The organism is Magnetococcales bacterium (assembly GCA_015231175.1).
Lineage (GTDB): Bacteria > Pseudomonadota > Magnetococcia > Magnetococcales > DC0425bin3 > HA3dbin3.
Window position 1 is genome coordinate 30788 of sequence record JADGBZ010000019.1, and the last position, 14838, is coordinate 45625.

Here is a 14838-nt window from a genome sequence, read left to right on the forward strand (position 1 = left end):
AAATATTGCTTGCGAATTCAATATGTCAGCACGAGAAAGGCTGGCCTCATGGATAAGAATACCAGGAATCAGGCAGCATTGCCCACCCCCATGATCGATGACATCAAATCCCGGTCCTTCGGGACATTCGGGGTAGATGGCGCCGTGTTTGATCTCCTCAAGGAAATGGCCTTTTTGGGCATTTTTTCCCGCCATGGATGGAGCAAGCGCTCCGGCAAGGATCTGCCCGTCCTGATCGTCCTTCTGATCATACATCCACTGCTGAAGGTGCGTTCGGTCGTGTCTCCAGGTTGGTGGAAATTCGGAAGCGGCATAACCCCGACACCTCGTCATTTGATCATGCTGCCTGATCCAAGTCCAGATTTATAGGCGGCTCCTGAAGCGTTTTCCAGCCTTCTACCCGTCGCATGATGATCTGCCCAGATGCCATAAGCGCCCAGAAAAACATGGTAGCCGTTTCTAACGTGAACAATCTCTCCCCTGCTTCTTCCAGGCTTTCGGCGACCCCGCGACATTTCAGCTTCCACTTGGCAAGGAATTCTTTGCGTCTTTTTAAGACCTCGGCTGCCGAATCGGCGTACATCCCTGGAGACACGACCTTTCAACCCGGTCATACGCCACTTTTATCAACGCCTGCTTGATGCAGGAGAACCCAAAAAGGTAGCAATCACGGCCTGTATGCGGAAGCTCCTGACCATTCTCAACGTCATGATAAAAAACATGAAAACATGGACCCCCCCCTGGCAGAAGCTGCTTGACAGTCAAGACAGTTGCTGGACCCCAATTCGTTGGCGGGTGGTGAATAGTTGCGAAAAACGTTGGGTGGATGGGCTGCTGGCTCGCAAAAAGGGGTTGGGACGCCAAGCAAAGGAGACAGACTATGAACTGGCGAGATGACATCACCGCCGATCCGCATATCTGCCACGGGCAGGCCTGCATTCGCGGCACCAGGGTTCCGGTTGCCGTGGTTCTCGACAATCTGGCCACCATCAGTCCCATCAGGAAACCCTGCGAAGCTACCCCTCCCTTACCAAGGAATCACTTTGTGCCGCTACCCATTATGCGGCGGATTTGGCCAGGGAAAGGATTGTCGATTTGGGACGCCGGGTCGTGGCATGAAGTTCAAGATTGACGAAAACCTCCTTATTCACCGAAGATCCAAGGCAGTGCCCTACGACTTGAACCGCATCTCCAACGCATGGTAACGCTCCGTGGCGACAATATTCTTGAAGGCGTCAAAATCAACCGCCCGGGTGCCCACCACACCACGCTCACGCATCTCCCGGAAACAGCTCCTGATGGCTGCTGTCGCTTCAAACAAGGCCGACAGGGGAGAGACCCCCAGCTTGAACCCCATGGCCGCCAGATCCTGGAAAGGTAAGTTGGGCGTGCGCCCCCCCTCGACCAGGTTGACCATGAGAGGCACGCCGGAAAGCTCTCTGGCGATGGTACGCAACTCCTCTTCCGACTGCGGCGCCTCGATGAAAATCATGTCCGCCCCGGCTGCATGATAACTCCGCCCCCGCTGGATGGCCTCTTCCAGACCCAACGCCGCCCGGGCATCGGTCCGGGCCACCACAACGATGTCCCCTGCCTCCTGCCGGGCCTCCACCGCAGCGCGGATTTTCTCGACATGCTCCTCCCGGGAGATGACCCGTTTGCCGCTCATGTGCCCACACCTTTTGGGCCATTCCTGATCCTCCAGAATCACCCCGGCAACGCCCAACCGCCTGGCCATGGTGACGGTCCGGATGACGTTCAGGGGATTGCCATAACCGGTATCCATATCGGCAATCAGAGGGATGCGCAAAGTCGCGGCGATGTTTCCCGCCGCCTGCAACATCTCCGTGCCGGTGATCAACCCGATATCCGGCAAACCCAGCAACGCCGCAGCCATACCATAACCGCTGGAGAAAGCCAGCTCACAACCGCTCTGTTCGGCCAACCGGGCGCTCAGGCAATCATATACCCCGGGGCCAAACAGGAACCCTGGACGGGCCAACAAGGCGCGCAACTGCTCACATCTCTCCATGCCCCCTCCGATACCCGGGCCATCACTATACGCTAGGCGCTCTTCTCTGCTGCGGCGTCGGCATCTTCTTCCCCTTCATCCTCTTCCTCATCCATCTCGATGCCACCGACAGGCCGCCCAAAAAAATCCCGGATCTTCTTGTTGAGGCCAAAATTTTTCCGATCCTCGGCGAGGGCCTCCTCCAGAGAGAGGGAGACCGGCTCCATGCTGTAGTGCAGGGGTTCATCCTCGACGATGGCCTCGTCCAGAATATAAAACTCCCTCTCCTCGGGGAACCAATCCTCCACCTTGAACTTTTTTGGTTCGTCCAGTTTGGTCAGCACGGCCTCCCGTTCACCAAACTCCAGGGTCAAATTTTGGCCGGGCTTGATTTTGGCAACTTCGATACGATCCATGGCGAGGATTCCTTCTTGGACGGGAGCAGCTTGACAGTTAACGGAAACCCAAAACATCTCGCATGTCATACAGACCCGGCGCCCGACCCTGGATCCACTGGGCAGCACGCGCCGCACCCCGGGCAAAGGTCAACCGGCTGCTGGCCCGATGGGTGATCTCCAGCCGTTCCCCCTCGCCGGCAAAGAGCAGGGTATGATCCCCGACCACATCACCCCCACGCACCGTGGCAAAGCCGATGGTCTGCCGATCCCGGGCGCCGGTGTGTCCCTGCCGGCCATAAACGGCCACATCGGCCAGGGAACGCCCCAAAGCGTCGGCAATCGTCTCCCCCAGACGGACTGCCGTCCCGGAGGGGGCATCCACCTTGTGCCGATGGTGGGCCTCAATGATCTCGACATCAAATGCGTCACCCAGCACTTGCGCCACCTGGGCAGCAACCTGAAACATCAGGTTGACGCCGACACTGAAATTGGGAGCCAGAACAATGGGCACCTGCGCCGCCGCCTGGGCAATCCGTTCGCGGGCTTCGGCACTGAAACCAGTCGTGCCAATGACCATGGGCGTCTGTGTCGCCACGGCCAGGGGCAGATGCTCCAGGGTCGAGGGGATGGTGGTGAAATCGATCACCACATCCGCAGCAGCAAAACCCGCCTGGGCCTGATCACCCAAAACCACACCCAGGGGCTGGCTGCCAACCAACTCGCCCACATCCCTGCCCACCAGACCATGGCCCGGCTTCTCCCAGGCCGAGGCCATGCGCAAGCCCGGCTGATCCAAAACCGCCTGGATCAACATCCTGCCCATGCGCCCGGCGGCACCCGCAACGCCAACGCCCCACTCGGACATACCCACCCTCCCGCTTCTGGCCGCAACACCCCATGCCACTCCAACCCCATGCCGCACCCGAAAGCAAGGCTCAGGTGGAAATCTTTTTATCCAAAAAATCCTTGACCCTGTTCAAGAAGGAGTGGGATTCAGGTTGACAATCCTGCCCGGAACAACGGGCAAACTCCTCCATCAACTCCCGCTGCTTTTTGTTCAGATTGATCGGGGTCTCGACCTGAACCTCCACGACAAGATCCCCGAAAAGCCCGGGGCGGTTCAGGTGCGGCAATCCCTTGCCCTTGAGAACAAAACGCTTGCCGGTCTGGCTGCCGGGAGGAAGCGTCACCCGGGAGCGTCCCCGCAATGTGGGAACCTCGATTTTGCCACCCAGAGCCGCCTGCGGAAAGGTGATGGGCACCTGACAAAGCAGATCGGCATTGTACCGCTCAAAAATGGGGTGCTTGGCCACCTCGATGATGATGTAGAGATCGCCAGAAGGACCATTGCTCTGGCCCGCCCCCCCTTCGCCGGAAAGACGGATGCGGGTTCCGGTCTCCACACCTGGGGGAATCTTGACCGTCAGATTCTTCTCCGACCGCTTGCGCCCCTGTCCCTGGCACTCCGGGCAAGGGTTACGGATGATGGAGCCCCGGCCATGGCAAGCCCCGCAAGGGCGGGCAATGGAGAAAAACCCCTGTTGGGTCCGCAACTGTCCGGCACCCCCGCACACCCCACAGGTCTCCGGCCCGGAGCCGGCTTGCGCACCACTGCCACTGCACTTGTCACAGGCCACAACCGCCGGGATGCGCAAACGCTCCTCGGCCCCCTCCATGACATCTTCCAACTTGACGGTCAGATCGTAGCGAAAATCCTCGCCTCGCTGCGACGAGGAGCGACCACCCCGGCCACGTCCGCCGCCGGCTCCAAAAATATCTCCGAAAAACTCCTCGAAAATATCTCCAAAGCCACTCTGACCACCGCCCGGGAAACCACCCGGATGACCGCCCCCCACATTCTGACCCAGTCCGGCATGGCCAAACTGGTCATAGATGGAGCGCTTCTTCGGATCCTTCAAGACATCGTAGGCCTCATTGACCTCCTTGAACCGGGACTCCGCATCCTTGTTGCCCGGGTTGCGGTCCGGATGGAGCTCCATGGCCAGTTTGCGGTACACCTTCTTGATGTCTTCCGCAGGGGTGTTGCGGGGGACACCAAGGATATCGTAATAATCCTTGGGCATCGGCGGTCATTCCGTGGAATCAATGGCTCGGCTTCTTGTTTTCGTCCTTGATGTCCTCGAACTCCGCTTCAACCACATTCTCGTCCTTGTCAACATGTGGCCCTGCACCTTCAGGGGCGGTCCCCTCTCCAGGTTTGGGTGCAGCATCTTTGTAGATGGCTTCGCCCATCTTCATGGAAACTTCCATGAGTGCCTGGGTCTTGCTTTCGATGGCATCGACATCATCGGCCCCAATCACCCCCTTCAACTGGGAGACGGCGGCCTCGATTTTTCCCTTGAGATCCGCATCCACCTTGTCGGCATGCTCCTTCAGGGATTTTTCCGTGGTGTAGATCAGGGAGTCGGCATGATTGCGGGCATCGATCAGCTTCCGCTTTTTGCCGTCCTCCTCGGCATGCGCCTCGGCCTCCTTGATCATCTTCTGGATTTCGCTGTCCTTCAAACCACCCGAGGCCTGAATGCTGATGGATTGCTCCTTGCCGGTCCCCTTGTCCTTCGCCGACACCTTGACGATGCCATTGGCGTCAATATCGAAGGAGACTTCAACCTGGGGCACGCCCCGGGGGGCCGGTGCAATGCCCATCAGATCAAACTGGCCCAACAGCTTGTTGTCCCCAAACATTTCCCGCTCGCCCTGGGCCACCCGGATCGTCACAGCCGACTGGTTGTCCGCTGCGGTGGAAAAGATTTGCGATTTTTTGGTGGGGATGGTGGTGTTTTTGTCGATCAGTTTTGTGTACACCCCGCCCAGGGTCTCGATGCCCAACGAGAGCGGCGTGACATCCAGCAGCAGGATATCCTTCACATCCCCCTTGAGAACACCACCCTGGATGGCCGCGCCGATGGCAACCACTTCGTCGGGATTCACCCCCTTGTGGGGCTCCCTGCCAAACAGCTCGGCGACCAGCTTCTGGACCTTGGGCATCCGGGTCATGCCACCGACCAGGATCACCTCGTCTATCTGAGAAGCAGTGATTTTGGCATCACGCAGGGCAGTCTTGCAGGGCTCGACGGTGCGTTGAATCAAACTGTCGACCAGGCTCTCCAGTTTGGCTCGGGTAAAGCTCACGTTCAAATGCTTCGGCCCCGAAGCGTCCGCCGTGATGAAGGGGAGATTCACCTCGGTCTGCGTGCTGGTGGAAAGCTCGATCTTGGCCTTCTCTCCAGCCTCTTTGAGACGTTGCAGGGACATGCTGTCCTGGCGCAGGTCGATGCCGTTTTCCTTTTTAAACTGGTCGGCAAGGTAATCGATGATCGCCTTGTCAAAGTCCTCACCACCCAGGAAGGTATCCCCGTTGGTCGATTTGACCTCGAACAGACCATCCCCAATTTCCAGGACGGAAATATCGAAGGTACCACCGCCCAGGTCATACACAACGATGGTCTGTCCCGCCTTTTTGTCCAACCCGTAAGCGAGGGCCGCCGCCGTCGGCTCGTTGATCACGCGCAAAACATCCAGGCCGGCAATACGCCCGGCATCCTTGGTCGCCTGGCGCTGGGCGTCGTTGAAGTAGGCCGGGCAGGTGATCACCGCCTCGGTGACCTTTTCACCCAGATAATCCTCGGCGGTCTGTTTCATCTTTTGCAAAATCATGGCAGAGACTTCGGAGGGGCTGATCTTGCGACCGCCACCCTCCACCCAGGCATCACCGTTCTCCGCCTTCACAATCTTGTACGGGACAATGTCCTTGTCCTTGCGGGTCATCGGATCGTCATATCGCCGCCCGATCAAGCGCTTGATGGCGTACAACGTGTTAGTCGGATTGGTCACCCCCTGCCGTTTGGCAGCCTGCCCGACCAGGCGCTCCCCATTGCTGGCGAAAGCCACCATGGATGGAGTCGTCCGCACACCTTCGCTGTTTTCAATAACTTTCGGTTCACCACCTTCCATCACGGCTACACAGGAGTTGGTGGTGCCCAGATCAATGCCGATGACTTTACCCATTGCCAAAATCCCTCTCTCGTTGCTTCCTGACCCGCCCGGAATTCAGATGCACCCCAGCAAAAGGGATCGCACCCCTCGACATGGATATGGAAACGACCAACCCTTCTGTCAAGCCCATGCTGCTCATTTTCCTTACCCTGTCCGATTTTATTTTTTTTCCACCGCTCACTGGGCAACCGCCACCAACGCCGGTCGCAACAGACGCTGATGCAACAAATATCCTGCCTGAAATTCCTGGACGACACTCCCGGGAACCGCTCCCTCCTTGGTCACCTGGATCATGGCCTGATGTTGATTGGGATCGAACGGCTGATCCAAGGATTCAATCCGGGTCACGCCATGCTTGTTGAAAATCCGCAACAACTCGGTGCGCACCAGGGTCACGCCATCAAGCAGACCCTTGACGCCCGAATCGGGCGATTCTTCACCGGATTGACTCCCCTCCAGGGCACTCAAGGCCCGGTCCAGGTTGTCCGCCACCAATAACAAATCCTTGGCAAACCCCTCCAACGCAAATTTGCGGGAGGCATCCATCTCCCGTGCCGTGCGTTTGCGCAGATTGTCCATGTCCGCCATGGAACGAAGATAGGCCTGCCGCCACTCTTCGACCTTCTCTTCCAGCACCCGCACCCGCTCCTCGGGATCCACAGCCGGCTCAGGGGCGACCTCCGGTTCAACCTGGACGTCACCACCCTGCTGCTCGGGTGACTGCACCTCACCAACCGGTTCGGACGTATTGGTCACAGACTCCTGACGAGATCCGTTTGTTTCGTCACCTTGGCCATTCATGGGTGAAACCTTCCTCCTGCCAGATTGCAAAAAACCAAATCACGATTCAGGGCGTTCAACCATCTCCGCCGGCGTTACCCCAGAAGAGAGCAGGCCACTCAACGCCAGAACGGTAAACTCCACCAGGGGAATGACATACGAGTAGTCCAGGCGGGTCGGCCCCAGCACGCCCAAGGTACCGGAGAGAAGGTTCTCCGGCCCGGTGAACTTGCAGGCCACCATGGCACACCCCCCCTCCCGGCTCAACTCCGACTCCGAACCAATGAACAGTTGCACGCCGTTGGCGCGCAAACAATGGTCCAAAAGGTCGATATATTTTTTCTTCTCCTCAATCTCCGCAAGCACATCAAGAAGGCGACCGGAACCCGTCAGGTCATCGGGACTCAACAAATTCAAATGCCCGTTGACTATCAGCCCCGCGCCCTCGGACCATGGTCCCACGGCCCCTTCCAGCAATTTTTTTTGCAAATCCCGATAGTCCTGTTCGCCGCTGGCAACCTCTTCGGCAAGCTGCTGTCGCGCCTCCTTCAGGGTCAGCCCTTTCAAACGCCGACTCAAGGAGCGACCTATGGCATCCAACTCCTTCTGCGTATAGGACTCCTCCAGGGTCAGGATGCGATTCTGCAACTGTCCGGAGTGGGAAACCAGCAATGCCACGATCTTGCTGCCACGCACCCCTTGCCGCCCCTCCAAACGGATAAAATGGATCCGCTCCAGAATGGCGTTCTTCATGTCGGGAGGAAGAACAAGGCAGGCTTGATGGGTCAAATCCGCCACTTCCCGGCTGATCTGGTGCAACGTGGCGGGCAGATCCATCCCCCCCTTTTCGCACGCCTCCAAAATGCGGCATTTGGTCCCATTCCCGAGTGGATCCCGCTCCAGCAAAGCATCCACGTAGAAACGAAAGCCCCGATCCGTGGGAATCCTCCCCGCCGAAGTGTGCGGTTGCGTCAGATAACCCATGACCTCAAGTTCCGACATGGCGTTGCGAATGGTTGCCGAGGAGAGGTTCAGGCGCGCCTGCTCCCGCACGGCCTGCGAGCCCACGGCCCCCCCATGCGCTATGTGGGACTCCACGACAAGTTTGAGTATGGTGCTGTGACGCTGGGTCAGCATGACGGGAAAATCGGAATCGGGATAAACCTGCGCAAACACAAAAAACCGAAACGAAGAAAGCGCCCCCATTCCGGCAAACCGAACCTGCTCAAGACCGCAGGATATAACCAGCCCCTGCCTCTGTCAAAGCACAACCCGCTTCCCCGGCAGCATTCAGGCCTCACAGTCAGACGATCAGGACAGCAGAATAACAAGGAAATCCGCATCCGCCCAGCCCAACCTCCACAATCTTGCCATGCACCTGGAAGGCTGTTATGCTCGGCCAGGTGGGTGGGTATGAAACCGGTGCGACCGCCCAACAGGCCAGACAGGCAGCCCCTCCCGGAGCCCCCTCCATACATACACCCGCAGATCCCGACCGGTACCAATCCGCATCAACGGGGGATGCCTCCCGGGCACCACACCGCACCTGATATTCGCCAACCTGGAGAGTCGATTCGGAGGCGCACATGCGTGACCATGGTTTCGTTCTGACTGTCGCCATCCTGTTGCCCTTTTCCGCACTGGCGGGAGATGTACCGGATACTCCTATGGCGAAGAAACAGATGGTTTATGTCCCGGTCTATTCACACGTGCTGCATGGCAACACGAAGCGCGATGGCAAACCCGAAGAGATGCTGCTCTCCTCCATGTTGAGCGTCAGAAATACCGACCCAACGTATGGCATGACTATCACCAGCGCCGACTATTACGACACAAATGGCCGGATTATCCGCCGATACCTGTCCGGCCCAAAAAGCATGCCAGCCTTGGGTTCCACCGATTTCTTCGTGGAAAATCGCGATCGAACCGGCGGCACGGGAGCCAATTTCATTGTCGTGTGGGAAGCCGCCCAACCCATCAACCCGCCTATTCTGGAATCGGTTCAGGTCTATTTTTGGGGAACCCAGTCCCAGGCCTTTGTCAGTCGGGGACAAGCCATTCGCCCACACCCTGTCCCCGCAAAACCCCACGAAATTCCACGCCCATGACATCGGCCCCGGCCCGACAGGGCACGGCGATGTTGACCAAATCCGAAGGGGCGGGCGGAAACCAATCAAGCCACCCCCCCCCTCCGACTTGGCAAATCAGCGGCATCCCGATTCGTCGCCAGGCGCTGAATGGTTTCGAGTCAAGTAAGCATCATGTCCCGGACCTGATGCGCCCCCGCAGGGGTCAGGCCAGGTGATCGCGAATCAAAACTTCGGCAATCTGCACGGCATTCAGTGCGGCGCCCTTGCGCAGATTGTCCGATACCACCCACATCTGCAACCCGGAGGGAATGCTCTCATCCTCCCGGATGCGGGAGACATAGGTCCAGTCCGTACCCGACGCCTCCAGGGGCGTGGTGAAACCGGCATGTTCGGGATCATCCACCACCTTCACCCCGGGGGCGCGGCTCAGAATCCCCCGCACCTCGGCAACAGTCAGCTTTTTCCCGGTCTCCACATTCACCGCTTCGGAGTGACTGTTGAACACAGGCACCCGAACGCAGGTCGCCGTCAGGCGAATATCAGGATCGAGTATCTTGCGTGTTTCATTGACCATTTTCATCTCTTCCTTGGTGTAGCCATTCGCAAGGAACTGATCAATCTGGGGAACTAAGTTGCAGGCAATCTGTTTGGCCATCTTTTTCGGGGAAACGGCAGGACCGAGACCATAATGGGCCTTGTTCTGGCCATCCAGTTCATCGATGGCCGCCTTGCCGGCGCCAGACACGGCCTGGTAGGTCACCACCACCACCCGCTTGATGGTGGCAGCATCGTGAATCGGCTTCAGGGCCACCACCATCTGGATGGTTGAGCAGTTGGGATTGGAGATGATGTTTTTCTTGCGATATTGGGCAATGGCCTGGGGATTGACTTCGGGCACCACCAGAGGCACATCCGGATCCATGCGGAAAAAAGAGGTGTTGTCGATCACCACACAACCCGCAGCGCTCGCCTTGGGAGCGAACTCCTTGGAAACCGAAGCCCCCGGGGAAAACAAGCCAATCTCCGCTTGGTGAAAATCAAAGGTTGCCAAATCCTGTACAGGCAGTTCCTCCCCCCGAAAAGGCAGACTTAGGCCCAACGAACGGCTGGAAGCCAACAAATGCACCTGATTCACCGGAAAATTCCGCTGCTCCAGAATTCGGATCATTTCCCGTCCGACATTTCCCGTGGCGCCAACCACGGCAACATTGTATTTCCGCATGGGTCTATTCCTCAAAGGTCTGATATGATAAATTTTTATTAGGGCTTTGCCCCGATTCCACCAGAAATCTGTCCTGGACTTTCCTGGAAGCCAGCCCCCTGAACCCCGGTTTGTTGGATTTCTGTGCGCCGGGTGCCGGACAGTTGCGGTGTTTCTATCCAACCATGGCGGCAACCACGGCAGCACCCATCTCCCGGGTGCCAACTTGTTGCCTGCCGGTCTGCATGATATCCGGCGTCCGTAGCCCCTGATCCAGAACCTGATGGACAGCCCTTTCGATGCGCTCCGCCGCCGCAGGCAGCTCCAACGAATGCCGAAACATCATGGCTACGGAAAGAATCGTCGCCAACGGGTTGGCCACACCTTTGCCGGCAATATCAGGCGCGGAACCATGGATCGGCTCATAAAGCGCGTACCGGTCTCCCAACGAAGCCGAAGGGAGCATGCCAATGGAACCGGTCAACATGCTGGCCTCGTCGGAAAGAATATCACCGAACATGTTGGTGGTCAGGATCACGTCGAACTGGCGCGGATTGCGGATCAACTGCATGGCGGCATTGTCCACATACATGTGGCTGAGTTCCACATCCGGAAACTCGGCGTTGCGTATGTCGGTCACCACCTGACGCCACAACTCCGTGGACTCCAAAACATTGGCCTTGTCAACCGAGCAGACCCGGTTCTGGCGTCGTTGTGCCGCCTTGAAAGCGGAACGGGCGACACGCTGGATTTCATCGGTGGTGTAGACCAGGGTGTTGAAACCACGTTTCCGCCCATCCGCAAGGGTTTCCACCCCGCGCGGTTCCCCGAAATAAATACCCGAGGAGAGCTCCCGCACCACCATGATGTCGATCCCACTGACCACCTCTGGCTTCAGGGAGGAGGCATCGGCCAACTGGGGAAACACCTTGGCAGGTCGCAAATTGCAGTACAGGTCCAACCGCTTGCGAATGCCCAGCAAGCCCCGTTCCGGACGCACGCTGTAATCCAGGGATTCCCACTTCGGCCCCCCCACAGCGCCCAGCAGGACGGCTTCCGCCTCCTTGGCCTGCTCCACGGTCCTCCCCGGCAACGGGGAGCCGGTGATATCGTAGGCGCTGCCGCCAATCAACCCCTCCGTGAGGCGAATCGGCAACTTGTCGTGGGCGATGACCCACTCCAGCACCTTGCGCGCCTCGGCCACGATCTCCAACCCGATGCCGTCGCCAGGCAACAGCAGAATGGTCTTGTCCATATCTCGTCTCTCTCCAACTATGGGGCCATAGCCCAGGGTTCCGCCTGCCGTCGCCGGGCCTCGAAAGCCTCGATGGCCGGAAGGTGCTCCAGGGTCAGACCAATATCATCCAGCCCCTTGAGGAGGCAATGACGGCGGAAGGAATCAACAGTAAAAGGGTGCTCGGTCCCATCGGGAGCCGTCAAAATTTGCCGTTCCAGATCAACCGTGATCTCGGCGCCGGGACGCGCCAGCACAGCAACAAAAAGGGCATCGACGATCCGGGCCTCCAGCACCAGAGGAAGAATGCCGTTCTTGAAGCAGTTGTTGAAAAAAATGTCGGCATAACTCGGCGCCACAATGCACCGGAAACCATAATCCAGCAAAGCCCAGGGGGCATGTTCACGGCTGGAGCCGCAGCCAAAATTATCCCGCGCCAAAAGAATCTTCGCCCCCTGATACCGGGGTTGGTTGAGAATAAATTCGGAATTGAGAGGTCGCCCGGCATTCGGCTTGCCCGGCTCGCCACGATCCAGATAGCGCCACTCGTCAAACAGGTTGGGACCGAAACCGGTACGCTCGATCGATTTTAAAAATTGTTTGGGAATGATGGCATCGGTATCGACATTGGCCCGATCCAGAGGGGCTGCCAGTGCTGTCAAGCGGACAAAGGGTTCCATGATCGTCATCCTGGTTGTGTGAAAAAAAACTGCACCTTGCGGGGGGGTGCCTCGGATACCGCAGTTTATCGCCCCGGCCCCCATACGGGGCGTTGCCCCGAGCCCCATGGCGGGGTTTTACCGGGTTGCGCCTCGAACACCGTGCGGGGCGTTGCCCCGGACCCCATGCGGGGCGTTGCCCCGAGCCCCATGGCGGGGTTTTACCGGGTTGCGCCTCGAACACCGTGCGGGGCGTTGCCCCGAGCCCCATGGCGGGGTTTTGCTGGGTTTCGTCTCGAACACCGTGCGGGGCGTTGCCCCGGACCCCATGCGGGGCGTTGCCCCGGACCCCATGCGGGGCGTTGCCCCGGACCCCACCAGAGAGGAAGGGCGCAGCCCTTCCTCCTGGACCTCCATCCCAGTCTTTCAAACGTTTTTTTATTACGCTTTTTTCGCCCAGGTACGCACATCGACAAAATGCCCGGCGATGGCACTGGCCGCCGCCATGGCCGGACTGACCAGATGCGTCCGCCCATCCTTCCCCTGCCGGCCCTCAAAGTTTCGATTGGAGGTGGCAGCACACCGCTCACCCGGGGCCAGGACATCGTCGTTCATGGCCAGACACATGGAACACCCCGGCGCCCGCCACGAAAAACCCGCCTCGGTAAAGATACGATCCAGCCCTTCCGCCTCGGCCTGCTGCTTGACCAACCCCGAACCGGGAACGACCATGGCCAAACGGACACTCGCCGCCACCTTGCCCCCCCGCACCACAGCAGCCGCCTCACGCAAATCTTCGATGCGACCGTTGGTGCAGGAGCCGATGAACACCTTGTCCACGGCGATCTCGGTCATCGGCGTTCCTGGTCGCAACCCCATATAAGCCAGCGCCCGCTCCATACCCCCGCGCCGGGTCGGATCCTTCTCCTGGGCTGGATCGGGAACCCGCCCATGGATCGGCACCACCATCTCGGGGGATGTGCCCCAACTCACCTGAGGTGGGATATCCGCTGCGGCAAAGGTCATCTCACGATCAAACCGGGCGCCCGGATCCGAGTGCAGTTGCCGCCAGAATGCCACGGCCTGTTCCCACTGCGCCCCCCTGGGGGCAAACGGCCTGCCATGCACATAGGCGATGGTTTTATCGTCTACCGCCACCATGCCGGCCCGCGCCCCGGCCTCGATGGCCATGTTGCAGACAGTCATGCGCCCTTCCATGGAGAGATCCCGCACGGCGGAACCGGCAAATTCAATCACGTAACCCGTCCCCCCTGCCGTGCCGATCTGACTGATCAGGTAGAGGACCAGATCCTTGCCGGTACACCCCTCCGGCAAGGCCCCTTCGACGGCGATGCGCATGGTCTGCGGCTTTTTTTGCAGGAGGGTCTGCGTCGCCAGGACATGTTCGACCTCCGAGGTGCCAATGCCAAACGCCAGCGCACCAAAGGCCCCATGCGTGGCGGTGTGGGAGTCGCCACACACCACCGTAAAACCAGGCAAGGTCAACCCCTGCTCCGGCGCCATGACATGCACCACCCCCTGACGCAAATCCCCCATGCCAAACAGGGTCACGCCAAATTCACGGCAATTTTTCTCCAGGGTCTCCACCTGAATGCGTGACACCGGATCCACAATGCCCCTCTCCAGATTGTGGGTGGGCACATTGTGATCCGGCACGGCAAACGTGGCCTCGGGATGCCGCATGCGCCGGCCATGCATCCGCAACCCGGAAAAAGCCTGCGGACTGGTCACCTCATGCACCAGATGTCGGTCGATATACAAAAGCGCCGTCCCATCCTCCCCCGTGCGAATCACATGGGCTTGCCAAATCTTGTCAAAAAGCGTCTGCGGCGTCATGAAAAACTTCCTTCGGAGGTAGGTGCAAAATTTACGTGCAAACGTTCTATACTAGTATGGTTTGAGGGTGGTTGACAAGGGGGATTGTCAGCATCAGGAGCGCACATCGACCCAAAAAAACATCGGCGTGCGCCTGCAACCATCCATAAAATGGGTGGATCCCCCTCGCGATTGCAACTTCCCAACCCCGGAGCGTCTAAATCACATATTTTGTTTCGGAATAAAAATTTTTGGGAAGAACCAGGTCAGCACATTCCATCGCTCATATCAAGGATGCAGGCAAAAATTATGGTGTTTTATGGGTTTTTTAAAGAAATGCTTCTGTTGTGAGGCTATTATGTTGAAAATACATAGATGGACGCCAGGAAGGCATCCAGATCGGTGAACAAAAAGGCGAGGCCACGACTCTGCTTCGCACCCTCCGCCGCCGTTTTCCCGACCTGCCCACCTGGGTTGAGTCCAGGGTTCTTGCCGCCAATCTGGAGACCCTGGATACGTGGATAGACAGGGCCATTGACGCACGCTCGATCCATGACATCTTTGGTGACGAGACAACCGGCGGAACGACTTGAACGCAACAGTTGCGCAAGC

14 protein-coding genes and 2 pseudogenes are annotated in these 14838 nt (G+C 58.6%); 4 read left to right on the forward strand and 12 right to left on the reverse strand.

What is annotated here, in order from left to right; genetic code table 11:
* Nucleotides 1–48: 48 nt before the first annotated feature.
* The 3 genes and pseudogenes from HQL63_06365 (at nucleotide 49) to HQL63_06375 (ending at nucleotide 1119) form a co-directional block, all read left to right on the forward strand.
* Nucleotides 49–369 carry a hypothetical protein gene (locus HQL63_06365; GenBank protein MBF0176459.1) on the forward strand — a complete coding sequence of 107 codons (321 nt, stop codon included), beginning with the start codon at nucleotides 49–51 and terminating at the stop codon, nucleotides 367–369.
* A gap of 231 nt (nucleotides 370–600) precedes the next feature.
* Nucleotides 601–732 (forward strand): annotated as a pseudogene (locus HQL63_06370) (IS110 family transposase).
* A 148-nt stretch (nucleotides 733–880) separates the two neighbouring features.
* Nucleotides 881–1119, forward strand: a pseudogene (locus tag HQL63_06375) (DUF433 domain-containing protein).
* Between the two features lie 52 nt (nucleotides 1120–1171).
* Here the strand turns inward: HQL63_06375 and HQL63_06380 are convergent.
* The 7 genes from HQL63_06380 to hrcA all read right to left on the reverse strand — a co-directional run bounded on the left by HQL63_06380 (nucleotide 1172) and on the right by hrcA (nucleotide 8343).
* Complete coding sequence (locus tag HQL63_06380; protein MBF0176460.1) at nucleotides 1172–2032, reverse strand: isocitrate lyase/PEP mutase family protein; 861 nt, start codon at nucleotides 2030–2032, stop codon at nucleotides 1172–1174.
* Between the two features lie 32 nt (nucleotides 2033–2064).
* Nucleotides 2065–2427 (reverse strand): hypothetical protein, encoded by a 363-nt coding sequence (locus HQL63_06385; GenBank protein MBF0176461.1) that lies wholly within the window; start codon nucleotides 2425–2427, stop codon nucleotides 2065–2067.
* Between the two features lie 37 nt (nucleotides 2428–2464).
* Nucleotides 2465–3274, reverse strand: a complete 810-nt coding sequence (gene dapB / locus HQL63_06390; protein ID MBF0176462.1) for a 4-hydroxy-tetrahydrodipicolinate reductase — start codon at nucleotides 3272–3274, stop codon at nucleotides 2465–2467.
* Between the two features lie 70 nt (nucleotides 3275–3344).
* The gene (gene dnaJ / locus HQL63_06395; GenBank protein MBF0176463.1) at nucleotides 3345–4493 is read right to left on the reverse strand and encodes a molecular chaperone DnaJ; all 1149 of its coding nucleotides are present in this window, start codon (nucleotides 4491–4493) and stop codon (nucleotides 3345–3347) included.
* A gap of 19 nt (nucleotides 4494–4512) precedes the next feature.
* Nucleotides 4513–6438, reverse strand: coding sequence for a molecular chaperone DnaK (gene dnaK, locus HQL63_06400; GenBank protein ID MBF0176464.1), 1926 nt, complete (start codon nucleotides 6436–6438; stop codon nucleotides 4513–4515).
* A gap of 165 nt (nucleotides 6439–6603) precedes the next feature.
* The gene (grpE, locus tag HQL63_06405; GenBank protein ID MBF0176465.1) at nucleotides 6604–7227 is read right to left on the reverse strand and encodes a nucleotide exchange factor GrpE; all 624 of its coding nucleotides are present in this window, start codon (nucleotides 7225–7227) and stop codon (nucleotides 6604–6606) included.
* 39 nt (nucleotides 7228–7266) lie between these two features.
* On the reverse strand, nucleotides 7267–8343 hold the full coding sequence (gene hrcA / locus HQL63_06410; GenBank protein MBF0176466.1) for a heat-inducible transcription repressor HrcA: 1077 nt from the start codon (nucleotides 8341–8343) through the stop codon (nucleotides 7267–7269).
* A 545-nt stretch (nucleotides 8344–8888) separates the two neighbouring features.
* Between hrcA and HQL63_06415 the strand changes: the two genes are divergently transcribed.
* Nucleotides 8889–9314 carry a DUF3124 domain-containing protein gene (locus HQL63_06415; GenBank protein ID MBF0176467.1) on the forward strand — a complete coding sequence of 142 codons (426 nt, stop codon included), beginning with the start codon at nucleotides 8889–8891 and terminating at the stop codon, nucleotides 9312–9314.
* A gap of 184 nt (nucleotides 9315–9498) precedes the next feature.
* Here the strand turns inward: HQL63_06415 and HQL63_06420 are convergent, their stop codons facing one another.
* The 5 genes from HQL63_06420 to HQL63_06440 all read right to left on the reverse strand — a co-directional run.
* On the reverse strand, nucleotides 9499–10518 hold the full coding sequence (locus HQL63_06420) for an aspartate-semialdehyde dehydrogenase (protein MBF0176468.1): 1020 nt from the start codon (nucleotides 10516–10518) through the stop codon (nucleotides 9499–9501).
* Between the two features lie 154 nt (nucleotides 10519–10672).
* Nucleotides 10673–11752: a 3-isopropylmalate dehydrogenase gene (gene leuB / locus HQL63_06425; protein ID MBF0176469.1), complete on the reverse strand. Its 1080-nt coding sequence runs from the start codon at nucleotides 11750–11752 to the stop codon at nucleotides 10673–10675.
* A gap of 17 nt (nucleotides 11753–11769) precedes the next feature.
* On the reverse strand, nucleotides 11770–12411 hold the full coding sequence (leuD, locus tag HQL63_06430; protein MBF0176470.1) for a 3-isopropylmalate dehydratase small subunit: 642 nt from the start codon (nucleotides 12409–12411) through the stop codon (nucleotides 11770–11772).
* Between the two features lie 420 nt (nucleotides 12412–12831).
* Nucleotides 12832–14247 carry a 3-isopropylmalate dehydratase large subunit gene (gene leuC, locus HQL63_06435; GenBank protein ID MBF0176471.1) on the reverse strand — a complete coding sequence of 472 codons (1416 nt, stop codon included), beginning with the start codon at nucleotides 14245–14247 and terminating at the stop codon, nucleotides 12832–12834.
* A 335-nt stretch (nucleotides 14248–14582) separates the two neighbouring features.
* Nucleotides 14583–14838: hypothetical protein (locus HQL63_06440; protein MBF0176472.1), on the reverse strand; the 256-nt coding region annotated here is incomplete at its 5' end.